Source organism: Sporosarcina sp. FSL K6-3457 (assembly GCF_038007285.1).
Taxonomy (GTDB): Bacteria; Bacillota; Bacilli; order Bacillales_A; family Planococcaceae; genus Sporosarcina.
In genome coordinates, this window is sequence record NZ_JBBOWX010000001.1 from 2,399,520 (window position 1) to 2,414,429 (window position 14,910).

Below are 14,910 nucleotides of genomic sequence, written 5' to 3' on the forward strand. Positions count from 1 at the left end.
AGCAAGTAAATGGTTAATCAACAGACGTGTCCCAATAAGCATCTCAAATTTGAACCTTCAAATTCATTTCAAGTTTTTATTTTTCAACAACCAAATAACTCCAAAAGTACAGACTGATGCTAAAAGAACAATCAACCGAAATTCAATAACAGGCTTGAATATTACTTTTTCAGATGTAATTTCATAGACGCCAACTGGTTTAATGACGATATGTCCACCGCCGCCTTCTCCTTGGCTAACAGAAGATTCCTCACTCTCTCCGGAATATCCCCCTCCACCACCAACCGCATAACTAACCTTTGCAACAGGCAGCACGCGTTTGTTATCAAGCTTAATCGGTTCGCCATAGACAAGCGAAACATCCTTTTGGATTGAAAACTTCTCGAAAATAACTTTGATTGGTGATTTGTATGCCACTTGATTCGTGTCCATTATTCATTCTCCTCTCGATTCGCACTATACACCTATTTCGCTAACATCCCTTCAAAATCCTATGCGTTTCGCTAATGAATAATGTTATTCTTTCACTTTTGATTATGAAAAAAGCTTGCTCAAGCTAGGATTTCTCCTGAGCGTGAGCAAACTTTTATTGACTTCAACCATAAAGCGGCAGTTTTACAGTTCATTCATTCGGGATAAATAAACTCGCACTTCATACGGGCGAAGCGCAACGTCCTCAGTGAGCTGACTTGGAACATCCTCGTAATTGTGCAGCACCAGCTCAACATCATCCTTAGGAAGATTCGTCAGCTGAATTTCTTCTTCATTCCCTCGGAAATTGCAAATCACAACAGCAAACTGTCCTGAAATGGAACGCGTATACAGATAGACTCCAGGGTGATCCTCCTGCTGAACATCATATTCTCCATAGACAAATATAGGATTTTCTTTTCGCAATTGAATCATCTTTTTATAGAAGTGATAAATGGAATGCTCATCTTGTTGTTGTGCAGCTACATTGATTTTCGAGTAGTTTGGGTTTACTTTCATCCATGGCTCACCCTTAGTAAATCCAGCGTTCAATGCATCATCCCACTGCATCGGGGTTCTGGAATTATCACGCCCGTTACTCCAAATCGTTTGCATGACTTCTTCATGCGGACGACCTTTGGCCATTTCTATGTCATAGAAGTTTTTCATGCCAACATCATCATAATCCTCAATGGAAGGAAATTGCACGTTTGTCATACCAATTTCCTGTCCTTGATAAATGAATGGTGTTCCCTGCATCAGAAAATAGCAAGCAGCGAGCATCTTCGCACTTTCGTTCCAATAGGCTTGATCATCCCCCCAGCTAGAAACGCTACGCGGTTGATCATGGTTTTCTAAAAATAGTGCATTCCATCCTTTTCCATGTAACCCTTTTTGCCATTTTGAAAGTTTTTTTTTCAAGCCGACGACATCTACCGAGTCATTCACTTCCTTATTCCACAGACCTAAATGCTCGAACTGGAAAACCATATTAAAGTGCCCATCTTCTTCGCCAACCCACTCGTCTGCCTCATCCACACCAACTCCGTTTGCCTCTCCAACCGTCATAATGTCGTACTTAGAAAAGGTTTTTTCTTTCAGCTCTTTCAAGTAGCTCTGAATGCCAGGTTGGTTTGTATGCATATCGAAGGAGGATACATATTGCTCTCCCGCGGGATTCGGCATATCAGGCAGACCCTCTCGCTTCTTAATATGACTAATTGCATCGACCCGAAAACCATCGATCCCTTTATCCAACCACCAATTCACCATCTTGAACAGTTCTTCTCGCACTTGTTGATTTTCCCAGTTCAGATCAGGCTGCTTCGTCGCAAACAGATGGAGATAATATTGCGCAGTCAACGCATCGTACGCCCACGCGCTCCCAGAGAAGATACTCTCCCAGTTATTCGGTTCTTTCTGCCCCTTACCATCCTTCCACATATACCAATCCCTTTTAGGATTATCTGTAGATGATCGTGATTCAATGAACCAAGGATGCTCATCACTCGTATGATTGATGACTAAATCTAAGATTAGTTTCATGCCACGCGCATGGACCTCTGCCAATAATGTATCAAAATCTTGCATGGACCCAAACTCACTTGAAATATCTTGGTAATCACTAATATCATAGCCATTATCCGCATTAGGAGACTTATAAAACGGACAAACCCAGATGACATCTATCCCCAATTCCTTCAGATAATCCAATTTCGAAATAATACCGCGCAGATCTCCAACGCCATCCCCATCACTATCTTTAAAACTTCTGGGGTACACTTGATAACTCACTGCTTCTTTCCACCATACTCTATTCATCGAATTCCATACTCCTCCTGTTCCTTTTACCCTTCCGAATCAAATATGCCGAGGTTGCAAGTAAAGCTAACATAGTTGTCAGAACAGCAATAGCGAACCCATTTATTCCTGCCTTATCGGTCAGTGTATATATTTCACTTTTTTCGCGTTCAAGTGTTATTGAATATTTGTTACCATCTGATTGAATAAGTTCTCCATCAATCAAACCTCTTAACACCTTATCTTGTTCAAGTTTCCCTCCAAGCACAATTTCTTGTCTCTGTGACGAATTGTTAATCGCCACAACAACTGTTTCATCTTGATAGGTCCTTTTAAAGACAGCCATCCCTTCCGCTTCATACAAAAGCTCCATATCGCCCCTTGTTAACGAAGGTAAATCCCGCCTTATTGCACCGAGCTTTGTTATATAATCGGCTAGATCATTCTTCACATTAAAATTCATAAAGCCACGATTATCTGGATCATTCCCACCAGGCATAGCAATTTCGGAGCCGTAATAGATAATCGGAATACCAGGTGCTGTATATAAAAAAGATAGTCCCAGTTTCCAACGGGTAATCGAGTCCTGACCATTGTTGCTTGCCAAATTCGCAAACCGAGACATATCATGATTGTCAAGAAACTGCCCAAGCTGTGCTGGATGATCAAATAATTTATCGTTTCGGTTAATGTTTGAGAATAGCCAACCTAACGACTGGTCGGACTTTTCAAATGCTATACGCATACTATCGTTCTGTGAAAAATCCATAAACCCATCAATTCCAGTGTCTTGATAGCCCGTGACTACATTGGGATTATTATGCCAAACCTCACCGAGGAGATAAAATGATTTTTTCTGAGATTTGACAGCAGCTGAAAAGTCTATCCAAAAGTCTTTAGGTACATGCTTAACCGTATCCAGCCTGTAGCCGTCAATATCTGTTTCCTGAATCCACCACTTAGCAGCATCCAGAAGATACTTTCGTGTATCGGGGTTATCCTGGTTTAAATCGGGTAGATCATAGAGCCAACCATTTTCTACTTCATCTTGGTTATTCCAATTTGTAATTGGCTTTTTTTCATGAAACCAATCTTCCTTACTAGGATCATCTAACCACTCATGATTCGGTCCGACATGATTCACAACAAAATCTAAAATAACTTTCATATCTCGGTTATGTGCTTCCTGAACTAGCGTTTTGAATTCTTCCATCGTCCCGAAGTATTCATTTGTTTTATAAAAATCCTTGATCCAATACCCATGATAGCCATTTTCCATATTGTCAAAAATGGGCGTTAACCATATCGCCGTAAAACCCATATCTTTCAAATAATCCAACTTCTCGGTAACCCCTTTGAAATCACCACCATGATAGGCCAATGGATCATTTGGGTCTGCATCTTTGTCATTGTTAGCGTCACCATTGTTAAATCGATCTACCATGATTGAATAAATAATCTCATCTTGCATCTGTCGTTCTTCTGTTCCAGCTGTAAGCTGTGGCATGGCGTAGATAACTAGAAGCACAATAAACAAGGCAGTAGATACGATACGTTTCACGACAATTCCCCCTTTAAAATGCTAAAACCATTCCAATTAACCTTTCGTACCTCCAGCCGTCAAGCCTGATACGAAAAACCTTTGGAACATCAGGAAAAGAATGGTAATCGGAATCGCAATTAACACCGATCCCGCGGCAAACGTCGTAAACTCATTGCCAAATTGTTTAGCTACTAGTTCAAATAACCCTACACCCATCGTGAATTTCTCCTCCGTCCGCAACATAATACGCGCGAGGATAAAATCTCCAAATGGCGCGATAAATGAGAAGAGTGCAACTACCGCTATGATTGGTTTTGCCAGCGGTAAAATAATCTGCCAAAAGATACGCAAATGACCCGCGCCATCCATTCTTGCAGATTCATCTAAATCCCTCGGAATGGTATCCAAGTACCCTTTCATCAGCCAAGTGTTCATCGGAATTTGTCCACCTACATAAATGAGGATCAAACCTAAATGAGTGTCAATCAGTCCAGTTCTTTGAGCAAGAACGAAAATAGCTATCAATGCAGCAAAGTTTGGGATCATCTGAAGAACCAAAAAGGTCAACAGACCATTTTTCCTGCCGATAAAGCGATAGCGGGAAAAAGCATAGCCCGTCAGAGAAACAGTTATGACGGATAAAATCATCGTAATGATACTGATTTTCATGGAATTGATGTACCAGAGAATATAATTGGATTTCTCCAAATCAAACAAGTCAACATAATGCTTCGTAGTCGGGTTTTTCGGAAACATAGAAGAGCCCGAAAGACTTTGCCCTGGATTAAAAGAAGAACCAATGACCCATAGCAACGGGTAGATAACGACAACAGCTGCAATAAGTAGAATCAGATATGAAGCTGTTAGTCTAAGTATTTTTTCAGTCTTATTACTCATCACATCATATCCTCCTCTTTAAATGAATTGGTTCGTTTGAACTGCCATAAGGCTACTACTATAACGATTAAGGATAAGAGCATTGTAATTGCAGCTGCCTTACCATATTGCCCAGAAGTCATCGTTAACTTGTAAATCCACGATATTAAAATGTCAGTCCCCCCAGCATTTTGCCCGGGTAATGCAGGTCCTCCACCATTAAAGAGGAAGATGACATTGAAGTTATTGAAGTTAAACGTATACTGCGTAATCATAATTGGTGCAGTGGCATATAACACCATTGGCAATGTAATGCTGCGGAACTTCTGCCATATAGAAGCACCGTCAACATTCGAAGCCTCATATAATTCATTCGGAATAGACTGAAGCACTCCCGTCACCATCGCAAATACAAACGGGAAGCCTAACCATGATTGAATTAAGATTAAAGCAACACGCGTCCATAATTCCTCGGTCATCCAAGGAATGGCATCAATTCCTAAGAAATTTAAAATACCCGTATTAATGACCCCAAAGGACTCATTAAACATACCGGAAAAAACCATAATGGAGATAAAAGCCGGTACAGCCCATGGCAGAATCAAAATCGTACGGAAGACTGCCTTGCCTTTCAAATCTTTTTGGTTAATCAAAACAGCTAAAAAGATTCCAATAGCAATTTGCAGAGTCGTTGCACCAAATGTCCAAACAATTGTCCAGCCAAGCACACCAAAAAAGGTTGTTCTCCACAGATCCAATGCAAAAATATCAATATAGTTCTGTATTCCTATCCAATCTACTAGTTTAGCAGGCGGCGTATGATATAAGTCATAGTTCGTAAAAGATAGTAAAATAACAAAAATGATCGGGAAAATAACGACAAAAATCAGTAATAAAAACCCAGGTGAAATCATTAAATACGGAAAACCTGAATCCAATAAATTATGGTACTGCTCCCTTACACCATTTAACGTAAATCCTTCATCTCGCTTTTTGCCATTTGTATATGCATCATAGAAATTGAATGCATAAATGCCAAGGCCAATTGCCGCTACAAGTAATGCGATAATGCCATCAATGAGTAAAAAAATAGAATGGTCGAGCTTTGGAATCGTTCCTAGTGTTATTAATCCCCAAAAACCCCAGTTCAAGGTTTGCGAAAAGCTACTAAAAAATGCAGCCGCTAAAACGAAAAGGATGATTCCTTTCATGTACTGCTTATTATAAAATTGTCCGAAACCTGGAATAATTGATAATAAACTGGCGTTTCGTTTGTGTTTTGTTACAACTTTGGTATCCATCGCATATACTGCCTCCTTCTTTCCTATAAACAAAATCAATGCCATTCTTGGTGCAACCGTTTGCCTTGAAACCTATAGATAGGCAAAGCCATGCTTCCAAAAAGGAAACATGCCTTCGCCTACTATCATAGTCTAGTTCTATTGGCTCCGGGATAAGTTAGCCCAGTAGGGAGGGGATCGAATTGTATCCCCCCTTACTGAACACGCTTATGCTGTCGCCTTCACCAAGGCACTTAAGCTATTGTTATTCACTTGGGTGATTTGTTTCAATATTCGTTTTGATTGATTTAACTGCTTCCTCCATCGCTGCTTGCGGATCTGCTTTTCCTGTAGCAATTGTTTGCAAAGCAGATGCAGCAGGATCCCAAACTTCACCCATTTCCGGGATATTAGGCATTGGTACCGCATACTGCGATTGAAGTGCAACTGCTTTAGCACCTTCATTTTCAGCAATAATTGGATCCTCAATCAATGTTTTAACAGGTGGAATTTCTTGTGTTGTTTCAAAGCGAATTTTTGCGTTTTCTTCGTTTGTCAACCACTCGATTAGTTTTGTTGCCCAATATTCATGCTCTGTAAAGGATGTCACATGCCAGCCCTTCACACCCATAAAAGTCTTCATATGCTCACCATTTGGAAGCGTTGGCATAGCCGCAACCCCGATGTCGATTCCAGCGTCAGTCATCCCTTGGAAAGCCCAAGGACCATCCATAACGGAAGCCACTTTTCCTTCATTGAAAAGACCATCTTTTGCTGAACCGCCAGTATCCCCAATGATTCCTTTAGGGAACAAGCCTTCACTGTACCATGATTGAATATATTCTGCCCCAGCAACTGCACCTTCATTGTTTAAACCGATATCATTTCGGTCAAGTGCACCATCATTATCCTTGAATACATACCCACCCATACCGCCAATTACGCCGTGGGCAAAGTAAAAGTTATCCCATAAAGCAAGGAAACCGAACTGTTTGCCATCCGTAAATTCTGTCGAAAACGCGTGCAACTCATCCATTGTTGCAGGTGCTTCCGCCATTAAGGCTTTGTTGTAGATGAATACAGGTGTTTCTGTTGCTTTTGGCAATCCATACAACTTGCCGTCATATCTCTGCGAACCTACAGATGACTCTGTGAACTTCGCAAGCACGTCATCAGCTACATCAAGTTCCTGAATTAAGCCCTCCGTCACAACCTGACCAATCTGATCATGTGGCAACGTCACGACATCAGCTCCTGTCCCAGATGGTCCATCAAGACGCAGCTGATCACGCATTTTATCAGCCATATTGAGTTCTTTAAATTCAACCTTAATGCCATATTCTTTTTCAAAAGATTCGATTGCTGGTGTTAAAGCAATCGATTTGTCAATATCTTCCCAAACTACAAGTTTTTCTGGTTTTGCAGGCTCGTCAGTTACGACACCACCTTGTTCTTCATTCCCCTTAGCAGCATCAGTAGTATCCGTACTTTCGGCTTCAGGCACCTCTCGATCTGGTCCACATGCAGCGAGTAAACCAATGATTAGTACAAGCATAGCTAGAAATGTTAACTGTTTTTTCATTTCTTCTACCCCTCCTTAGAATGTTCAATCCTTTTACTTAAGTGGTACAACCGTTTGCATTAATTTCCGTTACGAGCAACATTTGAATACACAATATCGTCCGTGCATTTACACATAATAACAAAATTCTGAAACGAATTTCAATGAAACCGGTTGCACAACTTATGAACCTATTATACATTTATTCTCCTATTACACAATCCCTTTTTTTATATTTTTAAATATTCCGGTAAAACATTGTGTAATTTGTTGGCCTCTACTACTCTAACTTACGCTTCTCTAGATAGTTCTCTAATACTTTCTTTGTTTTCAATTGCAAATAATAGCCAGCGTTAGCAATCGACTCTTTTGACGATAGCGTTCCATCTGCAACCGCATGCAATTCGGTAAACAGTGGCGCTAACAACTCCTTGCTGTCTTCATCTATTGAACCTGAAATGAGAATAATAGGTCTCTCTTTCCTATTCGCGACTTGTGCTACGCCAAAGGGTGTTTTCCCCGATAACGTTTGACTGTCCGTTTTCCCCTCACCTGTTAAAACCAGATCCGCTTCCATTACATGTTCAGCAAACGAAATCGCATCTAACACGACTTCAATCCCTTTCCTCATCTCGCCTGGAAAGAATGCTTGAAAAGCTCCCCCTGCTCCTCCAGCTGCACCTGCACCTTTTCTTCCGTACAGTGAAATACCAGTCAATTTTTCTACTAGCGCCGCAAATTTCGTCAAATTGTTATCGAGTACAACGGCCATTTCAGGTGTAGCCCCCTTTTGTGGACCAAAAATAGACGAAGCCCCCTCTGGCCCGACAAACGGATTTTCCACATCACAAGCGATGAGAAAGTCACTCTCAGAAATTCGTTTATCAAAATACCTTTGATCTATAGCATGAAGTTCCTTAAGCGCACCTCCACCTAGTGCCAGTTCACTACCATTTGCATCCATCAGTTTCATACCTAACGCTTGTAATAGTCCAGCCCCACCATCATTTGTCGCACTGCCACCAAGCCCGATAATAAACTTTCGCAAGCCAGCATCTAATGCATGAGCTAGCAATTCTCCAGTACCGAATGTCGACGTGATAAGTGGATTTTTCTCCTCTTCAGTCAACAGAGTCAAACCGGACGCTTCCGCAATTTCAATCACGCATGTTTCCTCATCTCCAAGAACGCCATAACTGGCCTTTACTTGGCGACCGAGCGGATCTTGAACAACGACAGATACAATCCTTCCATCAGTTGCGTCAACCAAGCTACTCATCGTTCCTTCCCCACCATCAGCTACTGGAAGCAGAACTGTCTCGATTGTTGGATCAATATTACAAATACCTTCAGCCATCGCCTGCGCTGCCTGTAAGGCTGTCAAACTACCTTTGAATGAATCAGGTGCTAGTACTATTTTCAACAGATATTCCTCCCCTCACTACTTCCAGTATATAGCCGTCGCTTTCAAAAATCATAGTCCAATGAAAAATCCCTTTAGAATATGAAACCTAAAAGGATTTTGCAGCACCTCAATTATTGCTCTGCTCCACCACAGCTTTCCCTCCAGAATACAATCCACTCGCGGATAGCCCCATCATCACCCCAACTAGTATCCCAGCTTTCACATCTTCCGGATAAACATAAAACACGCCTCCAACAATGCCAAAAATTATTGCCACAGGCGGCAACAATCGTTTCTTCATTCCATACATCTTCAACAATTCCACCATGCCGATAATTAGCGGGATGAGGACAACATCATATATTTCCAATCATACTCCCCCTTTGTTCACTCTATGAAAAAATAGTTGAAGACATGTACAGAGCTCTATTAAATTTTTCTTATATAATTAATAATTATATAAAGAATAACTATTATCTATTGTCGAAAGATTTATATTATAGAGAAACGTTATAATATCGGCGTTATTACAAATAACAGCGTTTCCATTAATTATTTTTGACAATTGAAAACGTTTAATTGTATTATAGTGAAATATGAAGGAGGCATCATGATGTCACAGTTAACTAAAAAACAAATCGTGGAGAGTGTCCCGCAAAAAGGATTCTTCGGGCACCCGAAAGGTTTGTTCACCTTATTCTTCACGGAATTCTGGGAACGTTTCTCGTATTACGGGATGCGAGCCATCCTTGTGTTCTATATGTATTACGAAGTATCGAACGGCGGCCTCGGATTAGATAAAACAGTCGCTATGTCCATTATGTCTATCTATGGTTCCCTAGTTTATATGTCAGGGATTATTGGCGGCTGGTTAGCCGACCGGATATTCGGGACATCGAAAGCAGTATTTTATGGTGGTATTTTCATCATGCTTGGACATATTGCCCTTGCAATTCCAGGCAACATTACATTGTTTTTCATCTCGATGGTACTTATCGTTATCGGGACAGGCTTATTAAAACCAAACGTCTCCAGTATGGTTGGTGATGTCTATTCAGAAACAGATAATCGTCGCGATTCAGGATTCAGTATTTTCTATATGGGCATTAACTTAGGTGCTTTCATTTCTCCACTAATTGTTGGTGAATTGATGAAAACGAGCTTCCACCTTGGTTTCGGGGTCGCAGCGGTTGGGATGTTTATCGGATTGGTTGTCTTTGTCGTAACCAAGAAGAAAAATCTTGGTCTTGCAGGTACACAAGTCGGAAATCCTTTGGCTCCTGCTGAAAAGAAAAAAGTCTATTCAATTATCGGCATATCAACTGTTGTACTTGCCGTTCTGATTGCCATCGCGATTCCAAAAGGCTGGCTGACATTCGACTCATTTATCGCGATTGTCGGGATACTCGGCTTCCTTATTCCAACTATCTATTTCGTCGTCATGTACAGAAGCCCGAAAACAACTGAAGTAGAACAGTCACGTATTATCGCATTTATTCCGCTGTTCTTGGCAGCCGTCATGTTTTGGGCGATCGCAGAGCAAGGGTCAACTATTTTGGCACTATATGCAGATACACGAACGAACCTTAATATTTTTGGCTATCAAATTTCACCAGCCTTCTTCCAATCATTTAACCCATTATTCATCATCACACTAGCACCTGTTTTCGCCTGGCTGTGGATGAAGCTCGGTGATCGCCAGCCATCAATTCCTAAGAAGTTCTCATTAGGCTTGCTATTTGCTGGACTATCGTTCATCGTCATCTTAGTCCCTTCATACTTTGGCGGGACAGATACACTTGTCAGCCCACTGTGGCTCATTTTAAGCATCTTCATCGTCGTCTTAGGTGAACTATGCTTATCACCTGTCGGACTGTCTGCGACGACAAAGCTAGCACCAGCTGCATTCTCTGCACAAACAATGAGCCTCTGGTTCCTGTCGAACGCAGCAGCGCAAGGACTGAATGCACAACTCGTTAAATTTTACTCACCAGAAACTGAAATGATGTATTTCGGCATTATCGGCGGAAGCGCGATTCTACTAAGTATCATCGTGTTCGCGTTATCTCCTATCATTCAGCGTTATATGAAAGGTGTTCACTAAGTGAATAACATAAAACAAGCAGTTCCGTCATCATCGGGAACTGCTTGTTTTTATGAACAATAACGCGGGATAAGTCCTGCCAGATCCCTAATTGCTACTATTAATATTTCAATATAACAGTTAGTTAATTATGTGTTTTTTCGAAACAATAGTTTTTTTATCGCTTTTAAAATGGTAAGATAGTGATATTATCATCTATAAAAGTATAAAGAAAAGAGGCTACATTATGATACTCGGGTTAACAATTATTTTAATACTTGTGCTGTTTCTACCCTTCACAGTTAAAATTGTCGAACGCAATTTAGAGGTTTTTCTCTTTATAATGGGGATTGCGGCTGTCGTTGTGAGCAAAGTACTCAACAAAGATCTTATTTTTAAAGCATTAGAAGATCCCATACATATTACATTAGCAGTTATTATTGCTGGGATACTATTTCGCTGGTTCCAAACCCCGATTGAAAAAGGGATACTTGGGATGAGTAAGGCAATGCCAATGCGGCTATTTTTAGCTTTGGTTGTAATCGTTCTTGGACTTATTTCAAGTGTGATTACGGCTATCATCGCAGCTATTGTCCTCGTTGCAGTTGTCAGTGTTTTGCGATTGGACCGCAAATCAGAAATTCGCCTTGTCATCTTGACATGCTATTCAATTGGTCTTGGTGCGGTTTTGACACCAATTGGAGAACCACTCTCTACGATCGCAACAAGCAAACTAAACCAAGACTTCTTCTATTTATTCAGACTACTAGGTGCTGATATTATTGTCGGAGTTGTTGTCTTTGGGGTACTTGCCGCAATGCTAATTAAACCGAAAGAAAAGCTGGATCGATTAGCAGTCAATCAAGGAACTGAATCATATGTGGATATCTTTATCCGTGGTTTTAAAGTCTATTTATTCGTCATGGCACTCACTTTTCTCGGTGCGGGCTTCGAGCCGTTCATCGAAAAGTATTTACTGGACCTAAATCCACTAGTGCTTTACTGGATTAATATGATTTCAGCAGTGCTCGACAATGCTACCTTAACAGCCGCCGAAATTAGCCCTACAATGGATGACTCGACCATTAGAGCCATTTTACTCGGACTTCTCGTTAGCGGCGGAATGCTAATCCCCGGAAATATTCCCAATATTATCGCTGCCGGCAAGCTCAATATTAAAAGTATTGAATGGGCACGTTTTGCCGTTCCAATCGGTTTAATCGCAATGGTTGCTTATTTCATCGTGATTGTAACGATTAACTAAAAAAAGAAAGGCCTTAGTACAACTTAGATATAGCTAAATTATAGAGGTGATTGTATGGATATACAGCAATATTTGACAAGATTCAATGCATCAGTAACGAAGGAAGTATCCCTCGCCCGATTAGCGGAGCTACAGGGTCAACACTTACAACATATTCCTTTTGAAAATCTCGATGTCATTCGAAAAGTACCAATCTATCTTAATTTACAAAGTATATTCTCTAAGATTGTACAGGATAAGCGCGGAGGCTATTGCTATGAATTGAACGGCCTATTCCAGTCGTTGTTAACTGCTCTTGACTATGATTCACATTTGGTGGCAGCTACGGTGTTAAGGCCGAATGGACAATGGGCGAAGGCAGACACGCATGCTGCTATTCTTGTACAGCTCGACCAACCCTATCTTGTTGATGTAGGATTTGGGGCCGCTACACCCCGCACCCCTATTCCATTGGATGGCACTGAAAAAACTGATATCAATGGTACTTACAAGGTGATGCAAGCTCATATTGGAACATTTGACTTAATTCAAGAAAACGAGTCAGGAACTAGAACGTTATACCGATTCCATATCGACAAGAAAGGCCTTATCGACTTTCACGAGGGCTGCGTCTTCAATCAAGTCGCAAAAGAATCCTCTTTTACGCATTACGATATCGTTTCACGCGCAACCAAGACTGGCAGAATCACATTAGCAGATCGAACACTGACCGTGACGGACAACGGTGTCCAGACAACGTCCGAGCTTTCAGCGGAAGAAAAAGCAAGCATATTACAAGATGTATTCAAGCTTTATGTATGACAAAAAAACGTGTGAAAAATGGGTTGCCTCCATTTTTCACACGTTTCAATTTCAACTTATTTTTTCTTCGTCAATCTTCCTAGCGCGAATGCCCCTGCTGCTAGTCCAATCATCGTGTTCGTTTTCTTGTTAAACACTTGTTTGACAACAAGATTCAAGTTTTGCGGTCTTTCTGCGAGGCGACGCATGAAATAGCCGTACCAGTCTTGACCAAACGGCACATACGTACAGAAGTTATAGCCTTCTTTCGCCAATTGAAGCTGCATATCTTTTCTAAAGCCATATAGCATTTGGAATTCAAACTTATCATTTGAAATGTTGTTTTGTTTGACGAATAATTTTACATGATTGATGACATTATGGTCATGCGTAGCAATCGATGTAAATTTACCATTCAACAAATGCCATTCAATCAATTTAATGTAGTTCTCGTCAATATCTTGCTTTTCTTGGTACGCAACATTCGGTGACTCTTTATAAGCACCTTTAACAATGCGTAAACGGAAATCCTTGTATTTATGAAGATCTTCCTCCGCTTGGAAGAAATACGCCTGAATCACTGTTCCCACATTGTCATAATCCTTTGATAGCTCTTCCAAAATATCAAAGGAAGGCTGTAGACGTGCATGGTCTTCCATATCGAAATTAACGAAAATATCATAGCTATGCGCTTTCGCAACAATTTCTCTTAAATTTTCTAGACAGAAATGATAATCGATATCTAAACCGAGCTGTGACGGCTTTAACGAAATATGCGCGTCCACTTCGTGTTCACGAATCGCTTCAATGACCGAAAGGATTTGCTCTTTGGCGGCTGTTGCTTCTGATTTTTCAAAAACAAACTCCCCAAGGTTATCGACTGTACAAGAAATCCCATGAGCGTTCAGTTCTTTAATACTTTGAATCGTTTCTTCCACGTTTGTTCCTGCTACGACATTTTGAGCACCTAATTTCAGGCCATACTTTTTAGCAGCACCATTCAAAAGTTGATTTTGTGATAAACCCATAAAGATATCCTTTAGCATGTTATTTAGCTCCTCATTACGATTTTATAATTTAATTATAACATACCCTCACAAAATTTTCGCAATAAATCCTGTCTCATTTTCCTCACTATGATCTGCCCTATTCATTCATTTCCGACTAACATTAAAACGTTTTTCAAGCCGATTTTGCCAGACTTCAACAAGCACACTAATTCCCCAGTAAACAAAGCCTACAAGGATATACACCGTCAAATAATCAAATTCTCGACCACCGACAATTTTTGCTCGCTGAAATATATCAGGTACAGTAATCATAGCCGCTAAAGAAGAAGCCTTTATCAGATCCAATAGCACATTTGACAAAGGAGGAATCGCAATTCGTGTCGCCTGAGGCAAAATAATTGACCACATCGTTTGCCAATAGGACATACCCAGTGCAGTAGCCGCCTCCCACTGGCCTTTATCTACAGAATTCAGCGCTGACCGATTAATTTCAGCCATATAGGCCGATGAATGCAGGCTAAAGCCAATTAATGCCGCTGTGACAGCTGAAAACTGGATGCCAATATTCGGCAAGCCAAAGTAAAGTAGAAATAAAAACACTAACATAGGCGTACCGCGCATATAGGAAATAAATAGACGTGCAGGCCACCTAATCACACGCCATTTTGAACCACGTCCAAGCGCAAGAATGAAACCTATGACAAGGCCATTTGCCATGCCGCCAAACGAAATCAATAAGGTATAGCCAATACCTTGCAAAATATATGGTAATGACTCAATCGCCAGTTGTAAGTCGAAGATGTTACCCCAGTCAATGGCTCCCACGTTACAAACCGC

General features: G+C 40.8%; 13 protein-coding genes. 3 read left to right on the forward strand and 10 right to left on the reverse strand.

The window, feature by feature from the left end:
* Window positions 1–63: 63 nt before the first annotated feature.
* From N1I80_RS11420 to N1I80_RS11455, 8 genes are all read right to left on the reverse strand, one after another.
* On the reverse strand, window positions 64–432 hold the full coding sequence (locus tag N1I80_RS11420) for a spore germination protein GerW family protein (protein ID WP_340737992.1): 369 nt from the start codon (window positions 430–432) through the stop codon (window positions 64–66).
* A gap of 183 nt (window positions 433–615) precedes the next feature.
* Complete coding sequence (locus N1I80_RS11425; protein ID WP_340737993.1) at window positions 616–2,292, reverse strand: alpha-glucosidase; 1,677 nt, start codon at window positions 2,290–2,292, stop codon at window positions 616–618.
* A complete protein-coding gene (locus N1I80_RS11430) occupies window positions 2,285–3,832 on the reverse strand; it encodes an alpha-amylase family glycosyl hydrolase (RefSeq protein ID WP_445683649.1) in 1,548 nt (515 codons plus the stop codon). The genes N1I80_RS11425 and N1I80_RS11430 overlap by 8 nt, the downstream gene beginning before the upstream one ends.
* Window positions 3,833–3,868: 36 nt before the next feature.
* Window positions 3,869–4,711, reverse strand: coding sequence for a sugar ABC transporter permease (locus N1I80_RS11435; protein ID WP_340740034.1), 843 nt, complete (start codon window positions 4,709–4,711; stop codon window positions 3,869–3,871).
* A complete protein-coding gene (locus tag N1I80_RS11440; RefSeq protein ID WP_340737994.1) occupies window positions 4,711–5,991 on the reverse strand; it encodes a carbohydrate ABC transporter permease in 1,281 nt (426 codons plus the stop codon). The genes N1I80_RS11435 and N1I80_RS11440 overlap by 1 nt, the downstream gene beginning before the upstream one ends.
* A gap of 244 nt (window positions 5,992–6,235) precedes the next feature.
* On the reverse strand, window positions 6,236–7,552 hold the full coding sequence (locus N1I80_RS11445) for an extracellular solute-binding protein (protein ID WP_340737995.1): 1,317 nt from the start codon (window positions 7,550–7,552) through the stop codon (window positions 6,236–6,238).
* Window positions 7,553–7,811: 259 nt separating this feature from the next.
* Window positions 7,812–8,954 (reverse strand): glycerate kinase, encoded by a 1,143-nt coding sequence (locus tag N1I80_RS11450; protein WP_340737996.1) that lies wholly within the window; start codon window positions 8,952–8,954, stop codon window positions 7,812–7,814.
* A 109-nt stretch (window positions 8,955–9,063) separates the two neighbouring features.
* A complete protein-coding gene (locus N1I80_RS11455) occupies window positions 9,064–9,306 on the reverse strand; it encodes a hypothetical protein (RefSeq protein WP_340737997.1) in 243 nt (80 codons plus the stop codon).
* 243 nt (window positions 9,307–9,549) lie between these two features.
* On the opposite strand from N1I80_RS11455, the gene N1I80_RS11460 reads away from it, so the two are divergent.
* The 3 genes from N1I80_RS11460 to N1I80_RS11470 all read left to right on the forward strand — a co-directional run bounded on the left by N1I80_RS11460 (window position 9,550) and on the right by N1I80_RS11470 (window position 13,084).
* Entirely contained in the window at window positions 9,550–11,040 is a 1,491-nt protein-coding gene (locus tag N1I80_RS11460) for a peptide MFS transporter (protein WP_340737998.1), read from the forward strand.
* A 226-nt stretch (window positions 11,041–11,266) separates the two neighbouring features.
* A complete protein-coding gene (locus N1I80_RS11465; protein ID WP_340737999.1) occupies window positions 11,267–12,283 on the forward strand; it encodes a DUF1646 family protein in 1,017 nt (338 codons plus the stop codon).
* Window positions 12,284–12,337: 54 nt separating this feature from the next.
* The gene (locus tag N1I80_RS11470) at window positions 12,338–13,084 is read left to right on the forward strand and encodes an arylamine N-acetyltransferase family protein (RefSeq protein WP_340738000.1); all 747 of its coding nucleotides are present in this window, start codon (window positions 12,338–12,340) and stop codon (window positions 13,082–13,084) included.
* Window positions 13,085–13,140: 56 nt separating this feature from the next.
* Here the strand turns inward: N1I80_RS11470 and N1I80_RS11475 are convergent, their stop codons facing one another.
* Together N1I80_RS11475 and N1I80_RS11480 are read right to left on the reverse strand one after the other, a co-directional pair.
* Entirely contained in the window at window positions 13,141–14,109 is a 969-nt protein-coding gene (locus tag N1I80_RS11475; RefSeq protein WP_340738001.1) for a proline dehydrogenase family protein, read from the reverse strand.
* 108 nt (window positions 14,110–14,217) lie between these two features.
* Window positions 14,218–14,898, reverse strand: a complete 681-nt coding sequence (locus N1I80_RS11480) for an amino acid ABC transporter permease (RefSeq protein ID WP_340738002.1) — start codon at window positions 14,896–14,898, stop codon at window positions 14,218–14,220.
* Window positions 14,899–14,910 lie beyond the last annotated feature (12 nt).